The organism is uncultured Methylibium sp. (assembly GCF_902826655.1).
GTDB lineage: Bacteria > Pseudomonadota > Gammaproteobacteria > Burkholderiales > Burkholderiaceae_C > Methylibium.
This window is the reverse complement of the sequence record NZ_CADEFR010000070.1, coordinates 1-6,140: the sequence shown is the minus strand read 5'-3', so window position 1 is coordinate 6,140 and position 6,140 is coordinate 1. Positions and strand designations below refer to the sequence as shown.

General features: G+C 73.3%; 8 protein-coding genes and 1 pseudogene (1 of these 9 running past the window's edge). All 9 read right to left on the bottom strand.

What is annotated here, in order from left to right; all coding sequences use genetic code 11:
- A pseudogene (locus QZV97_RS18160) lies at positions 1-533 on the bottom strand (sulfite exporter TauE/SafE family protein) (it extends 142 nt beyond the left edge of the window).
- Positions 534-542: 9 nt separating this feature from the next.
- Positions 543-1,931 (bottom strand): oxygen-independent coproporphyrinogen III oxidase, encoded by a 1,389-nt coding sequence (gene hemN / locus QZV97_RS18155; RefSeq protein ID WP_295645852.1) that lies wholly within the window; start codon positions 1,929-1,931, stop codon positions 543-545.
- A 44-nt stretch (positions 1,932-1,975) separates the two neighbouring features.
- Complete coding sequence (locus tag QZV97_RS18150) at positions 1,976-2,215, bottom strand: hypothetical protein (RefSeq protein ID WP_295645849.1); 240 nt, start codon at positions 2,213-2,215, stop codon at positions 1,976-1,978.
- Between the two features lie 18 nt (positions 2,216-2,233).
- Entirely contained in the window at positions 2,234-2,473 is a 240-nt protein-coding gene (locus tag QZV97_RS18145) for a hypothetical protein (RefSeq protein ID WP_295645846.1), read from the bottom strand.
- Positions 2,474-2,492: 19 nt separating this feature from the next.
- A complete protein-coding gene (ccoG, locus tag QZV97_RS18140; protein WP_295645843.1) occupies positions 2,493-3,956 on the bottom strand; it encodes a cytochrome c oxidase accessory protein CcoG in 1,464 nt (487 codons plus the stop codon).
- 11 nt (positions 3,957-3,967) lie between these two features.
- Positions 3,968-4,897, bottom strand: coding sequence for a cytochrome-c oxidase, cbb3-type subunit III (gene ccoP / locus QZV97_RS18135; protein WP_295645841.1), 930 nt, complete (start codon positions 4,895-4,897; stop codon positions 3,968-3,970).
- Positions 4,894-5,046, bottom strand: coding sequence for a cbb3-type cytochrome c oxidase subunit 3 (locus QZV97_RS18130; protein ID WP_295645838.1), 153 nt, complete (start codon positions 5,044-5,046; stop codon positions 4,894-4,896). Before QZV97_RS18130 ends, ccoP begins: the two co-directional genes overlap by 4 nt.
- Positions 5,047-5,062: 16 nt before the next feature.
- Positions 5,063-5,686 carry a cytochrome-c oxidase, cbb3-type subunit II gene (ccoO, locus tag QZV97_RS18125; RefSeq protein WP_295645835.1) on the bottom strand — a complete coding sequence of 208 codons (624 nt, stop codon included), beginning with the start codon at positions 5,684-5,686 and terminating at the stop codon, positions 5,063-5,065.
- 16 nt (positions 5,687-5,702) lie between these two features.
- Positions 5,703-6,140: cbb3-type cytochrome c oxidase subunit I (locus QZV97_RS18120; RefSeq protein WP_295645832.1), on the bottom strand; the 438-nt coding region annotated here is incomplete at its 5' end.

Genomic DNA, 6,140 nt, shown 5'->3' with positions numbered 1-6,140 from the left:
CACAGACCCAGCGAGGAGGTCGCCGCGAAGGACGCCATCGCCGCGGCGCCCTGCGCCGGCGTGTCGGCCAGCGACGCGACCAGCAGCGCCGACTGCAGCAGGCCGCAGGGCCAGGCCAGCCACAGCCCGCCGGCCGCGCCGGCGCGCAGCGGTGCGGCCATGCGCTGCCAGCCGCCGGCGGCCAGCGGCGCGCGCGTGCTGCCCAGCCGCGCCCACCAGGCCGGCTGGCGCCCGGTGACCAGCAGCCACAGCCCGAGACCGAGCACCGCGAGCTGCAGCATCAGCCACAGCGAGCGCAGCATCGGCGCTGCCTCGCCGAGCAGCGCGAAGGCCGCCACGCCGGAGGCGACCGCCGCACCGCCGGCCGCATAGCCCGCCAGCCGGCCGAGCGTGAAGCCGGCCATCGCCTCGTGCTGCCGCGCCGGGCCGCAGCGTCCGGCGAGCGCCGCGCAGGGCGCGCCGCACATCGCCGCGCAGTGCGGGCTGCCGGCCAGGCCCATCAGCCCGGCGCCGAGGATCAGCGCCGCGTCCATCGACGCCCTTCAGACGACGCGCGAGTAGCGATCGCGCTGCGCGTCCTCCTGCAGGTGGCGGTCGAACACCATCGCGATGGCGCGCACGAAGTACCAGCCCAGCGGCGTGAGCTCGATGCGGCCGGGCTCGACGGTGACCAGGCCCTGGGCCTCGTGGACGCGCAGGCGCTCGAGCTCGCCGCGCAGGCGCGCCGCGACGTCGCTGCCGATCGCGTCGAAGTCGACGCGGCCCTGGCACATCAGCGCCATGATCACCGTGCGGCGCAGCCGGTCGTCGGCATCGGGCGCGAGGCCGCGCTCGGTGGCGAAGACGCCGCGGGCCAGCGCCGCCTCGTAGCCGGCCAGGGTCTTGGCGTTCTGCGCGTAGCAGCCGCCGACCTGGCCGATCGCCGACACGCCCAGGCCGATCAGGTCGCAGTCCGGCTGGGTGCTGTAGCCCTGGAAGTTGCGGTGCAGCCGGCCCTGGCGCTTGGCGAAGGCCAGCGGGTCGTCGGGCAGCGCGAAGTGGTCCATGCCGATGTAGGCGTAGCCGTGGCGCTGGAAGCCGCTGATCGCCGAGCGCAGCATGTGCACGCGCTCGCTGCCGATCGGCAGCTCGTGCGCGTGGATGCGCCGCTGCGGCTTGAAGCGCTGCGGCAGGTGGGCGTAGGCATAGAGCGCGATGCGGTCGGGCCGCAGTCCGGCGACCTGCGCGACGGTGACCGCGAAGGACTCCGGCGTCTGCCGCGGCAGGCCGTAGATCAGGTCGACGTTGATCGAGCCGAAGCGCAGCGCGCGCGCTTCGCGCATCAGCGCGTGCACCTGCTCGTAGGGCTGCTCGCGGTGCACGGCGCGCTGCACCTCGGGGTCGAAGTCCTGCACGCCGAAGCTGAGCCGGTTGAAGCCCAGCGCCGCGAGGTGCCGCAGGCGCGCGGCATCGACGGTGCGCGGATCGACCTCGATCGACAGCTCGGCCTGCGGGGCGATGGCGAAGGCGGCGCGCAGCGTGGCCAGCAGGCGGTCCAGTTCGGCGTTGCTCAGGAAGGTCGGCGAGCCGCCGCCCAGGTGCAGCTGCGACACCGGCTGGCCGCGGCCGAGCGCGCCGACGTGCAGCGCGATCTCGCGCTCCAGCGCCGCCAGGTAGGGCTGCGCCTGCTCGTGGTGACGCGTCACGACCTTGTTGCAGGCGCAGTAGTAGCAGATCGACTCGCAGAACGGCACGTGCACGTAGATCGACAACGGCGCCGCGGCCTGGCCGGCCGCGGCGCGCGCGGCCAGGGCCTCGCGATAGCGCGCGGCGCCGAAGTCGTCGTCGAAGCGGTCGGCGGTCGGGTAGGAGGTGTAGCGCGGGCCGGGCACGTCCAGCCCGGCGAGCAGCTGGCTCACGCGGTCGGGGGCGGCGACGGTCTCGGTGTTCATGCCGCGATCGTGCCGGCCGCGGGGCCGGCCTGCCTTGACGCCGGTCAAGCGTCGTGCGGCGGCCCGGGCTCCACCAGCAGCAGCGCGGTGATGCCGCAGGCGACCGCGGTCACGCCCCAGAAGATCAGGAAGCTGATCGTGTAGGTGGCGGCGCGCGGCCAGCCCAGGGTCGGGCCGCCGAACCAGCGCAGGTCGGCCGGGTCGACCACGGCGAACACCAGCATCTCCGTCACGCCCGCCATCACGAAGGCGGGCCAGAGCACCTGCAGACCGAGGCGGAACATGGCCGTGGCGACGCCGGTTCAGCGCGGCGACGCCGCGTGGTTGCGCGCCTTCAGCGCGGGTTGCAGCGCCGGGTCGGTGGCCCGCTGCGCGGCGGGCGGTTCCTCGAGCACGCGGTCGGCCCCGTGCCAGGCGATCGCGGCCGTGGCGAGCGCCGCGACGACGACCGCCGCCGGGCCGCCGACGATCAGCCACAGCATCGGCTCGCGCCACCACGGGCGGCCGAGGGCGGGCAGGGGTTTCGCGAGGACGGGGTGCATGGCGGGGCTCCAGGGCAGTTCAGCGCGGCACGACGAAGGTGGACTTCTCGCGCACCTGCGCGGCCGGCTCGTCGCCGGCGGCTTCGCGCTCGACGACGAAGGCGATGGGGTGGGCGCCGGGCGCCAGGCCCTGCAGCGCTTCGGGGCCGGCCTGCACCGCCAGCGGCAGCCAGCGCGCCTGCGCCGGGTCGACGCTGAAGTCGGGGCGCGTCGCGACCGTCGCGCCGGGCAGGCCTTCGACGACGACGCGGTAGCGCTGCACCGACTCGGTCGCGTTCATCACCTGCAGGCGGTAGACGTTCTCGATGTGGCCGTCGCCGACCAGCCGCGCCAGCGCGCCGCGGTCGCGCACGACGTCCACGCGGAAGGGGCTACGCAAGGCCAGGCTGGCGACGAAGGCACCGCAGATCGCCAGCAGCACCACGCCGTAGACCAGCACGCGCGGCCTCAGCACGCGCCGCCAGGTCTGCGCGCGGTCGAGACGCTGAGCCAGGCCGTTCTGCGTCGCGAATCGGATGAGGCCGCGCGGGTAGTTCATCTTGTCCATCACGCCGTCGCAGACGTCGACGCAGGCGGCGCAGCCGATGCAGGCGTACTGCAGGCCCTGGCGGATGTCGATGCCCGTGGGGCAGACCTCGACGCACAGGCCGCAGCCGATGCAGTCGCCCAGGCCCAGCGCGCGCGGGTCGGCACGGCGCGGGCGCGAGCCGCGCGGCTCGCCGCGGGCCTCGTCGTAGCTGACGATCAGCGTGTCGCGGTCGAACATCGCGCTCTGGAAGCGCGCGTAGGGGCACATGTAGAGGCACACCTGCTCGCGCAGCCAGCCGGCATTGCCGTAGGTCGCCAGGCCGTAGAAGACGACCCAGAACCACTCCCAGGGCCCGAAGCCCATCGTGAAGGCCTCGGCCCACAGCACGCGGATCGGGGTGAAGTAGCCGACGAAGCTGAAGCCGGTCCACAGGCCGATCGCCAGCCACACCGCGTGCTTGGCGGCCTTGCGCGCCGCCCAGTCGGCGCCGTGCGGCGCGGCGTCGCGCTTGATGCGGGCGGGGCGGTCGCCCTCGATGCGGCGCTCGACCCACAGGAAGATCTCGGTGTAGACCGTCTGCGGGCAGGCGAAGCCGCACCACAGCCGCCCCGCGACCGCGGTGAACAGGAACAGCGCATAGGCGCTGATCACCAGCAGCACCGCGAGGTAGATGAAGTCCTGCGGATGCAGCACCAGGCCGAAGATGTAGAAGCGCCGCGCCGCCAGGTCGAACAGCACGGCGGGCCGGCCGTTCCACGTCAGCCAGGGCAGGCCGTAGAAGACCAGCTGCGTGGCCCACACCAGCGCCCAGCGCCAGGCCGCGAACGCGCCGTGCACGGCGCGCGGATAGATCTGGCGGCGCTTTTCGTAGAGCCAGACGGTCTCGCCCTCGCCGGCGGCGTCGCGGGCCGCGACGGCGCGGATCGGGATCGGCTCGCGGGCCGGGCCGGCCATCGTGCGCGCGCTCAGGGCGCGGTGCCGGCGGGGCTGCGCGACAGGCTCGTCACGTAGGCCGCCAGCACGCGGATCTGCTCGGGCGACAGGCGCTCGGCATGCGCCGGCATGCGGTTGCTGCGGCCCTGGACGACCATCGCCGTGACGGCGTCGATGCCCCAGCCGTGCAGCCACACCTTGTCGGTGAGGTCGGGCGCGCCGAGCGCGGTGTTGCCCTTGCCGCCGGCGCCGTGGCAGCCGGCGCAGGCCATGAACCGGGGCTTGCCCTGGGCCGCCGCGATCGCGTCGTGCGGGCTGCCGGACAGGCTCAGCACGTAGTGCGCGAGCTGGTTCACCTCGCCGGCGCCGCCGACCGCCGCGGCCATCGGCGGCATCAGGCCGTTGCGGCCCTCGGCGATGGTCTTCTCGATGCTGGCGAGGTCGCCGCCATAGAGCCAGTCGGCATCGGTCAGGTTGGGAAAGCCCTTGCTGCCGCGCGCGTCCGAGCCGTGGCAGGCCGCGCAGTGGTTGACGAACAGGCGTTCGCCGATGCCCATCGCCGCCGGGTCGCGCATCAGCTGCTCGGCCGGGGCCTGCGCGAACTGCGCGTAGATCGGCGCCAGGGCCTCGCCGGCTTCGCGTTGCTCGGCCTGGTACTGGCCGGTGCTGGTCCAGCCGAACTGCCCGGCATGGCTGCCGGCGCCCGGGTAGAGCAGCAGGTAGGCGAAGGAGAACACGACGGTGACGATGAACAGCCACATCCACCAGCGCGGCAGCGGGTTGTTCAGCTCGCTCAGGTCGCCGTCCCAGGTGTGGCCGGTGGTCTCGTCGGGCCGGCCGTCGGGGCGCAGCACGACCTTGCGGCGCGCCGCGATCGCCAGCAGCACCAGGCAGGCGAGCATCGACACGATCGTCGCGATCGCGACGAACAGCGACCAGCCGCTGGAGAAGAAGTCGCTCATCGCGCGCTCCCTTCGCCGTCGTTGGCGGGCAGGCGCGCCGCCTCGTCGAAGCGCGCGCGGTTGCCGCGCGACCAGGCCCAGGCCACGATGCCGACGAAGAGCGCGAGCGACAGCAGCGTCACCGCGATGCGCAGGGTGTTGACGTCCATGTTCTTTCCTCGGGGGTCACTTCACCGCGGTGCCCAGCACCTGCAGGTAGGCCACCAGCGCGTCGAGTTCGGTCTTGCCGGTGACCGCGGCGGCGGCGCCTTCGATGTCGGCATCGCTGTAGGGCACGCCGGCCAGGCGCAGCGCGCGCAGGTGGCCGGGCAGCGCCGCGGCATCGACCGCGTTGCGCGCCAGCCAGGGGTAGGCGGGCATGTTGGACTCCGGCACCAGGTCGCGCGGGTTGATCAGGTGCAGGCGGTGCCAGTCGTCGCTGTAGCGGCCGCCGACGCGGTGCAGGTCCGGGCCGGTGCGCTTGCTGCCCCACTGGAAGGGGTGGTCGTAGACGAACTCGCCGGCCGTCGAGTACGGGCCGTAGCGCAGCGTCTCGGCGCGCAGCGGCCGGATCATCTGCGAGTGGCAGTTGTAGCAACCCTCGCGCAGGTAGACGTCGCGGCCCGCCAGCTGCAGCGCGGTGTAGGGCTGCACGCCGGGCGCGGCCTGCGTGGTCGAGCGCTGGAAGAACAGCGGCACGATCTCGACGATGCCGCCGATCGCGATGACCACGAGGATCAGCACGATCATCAGCAGGTTGTTGGTCTCGATGCGCTCGTGGCCGGTCGCGGGGCGGGGGGTCGCTGCCATGGAAGGTCCTTGAGGGTCAGGCGTGGGCCAGGGCCGCGGGCACCGGCGTCGCGACGGCGCGGCCCTGCCGCACGGTCATCGCGACGTTCCAGGCCATGATCAGCATGCCGCCCAGGTAGAGCAGGCCGCCGGCGAAGCGCACGACGTAGAAGGGGTAGGTGGCCTTGACGCTCTCGACGAAGCTGTAGACCAGCGTGCCGTCGGGGTTGACGGCGCGCCACATCAGGCCCTGCATCACGCCGGCGATCCACATCGCGGCGATGTAGAGCACGATGCCCACGGTCGCGACCCAGAAGTGCAGCTCGATCGCGCGCACGCTGTGCATGCGGGTCTGGCCGAACATGCGCGGGATCAGGTAGTACAGCGAGCCCATCGAGATCAGGCCCACCCAGCCGAGCGCGCCGCTGTGCACGTGGCCGACGGTCCAGTCGGTGTAGTGCGACAGCGCGTTGAC

Coding starts and splice junctions, on each gene's coding strand:
- ccoO (WP_295645835.1), bottom strand. CDS start 5,686: ATGGCAGCGACCCCCCGCCCCGCGACCGGCCACGAGCGCATCGAGACC.
- hemN (WP_295645852.1), bottom strand. CDS start 1,931: ATGAACACCGAGACCGTCGCCGCCCCCGACCGCGTGAGCCAGCTGCTC.
- ccoG (WP_295645843.1), bottom strand. CDS start 3,956: ATGGCCGGCCCGGCCCGCGAGCCGATCCCGATCCGCGCCGTCGCGGCC.
- QZV97_RS18150 (WP_295645849.1), bottom strand. CDS start 2,215: ATGTTCCGCCTCGGTCTGCAGGTGCTCTGGCCCGCCTTCGTGATGGCG.
- QZV97_RS18130 (WP_295645838.1), bottom strand. CDS start 5,046: ATGGACGTCAACACCCTGCGCATCGCGGTGACGCTGCTGTCGCTCGCG.
- ccoP (WP_295645841.1), bottom strand. CDS start 4,897: ATGAGCGACTTCTTCTCCAGCGGCTGGTCGCTGTTCGTCGCGATCGCG.
- QZV97_RS18145 (WP_295645846.1), bottom strand. CDS start 2,473: ATGCACCCCGTCCTCGCGAAACCCCTGCCCGCCCTCGGCCGCCCGTGG.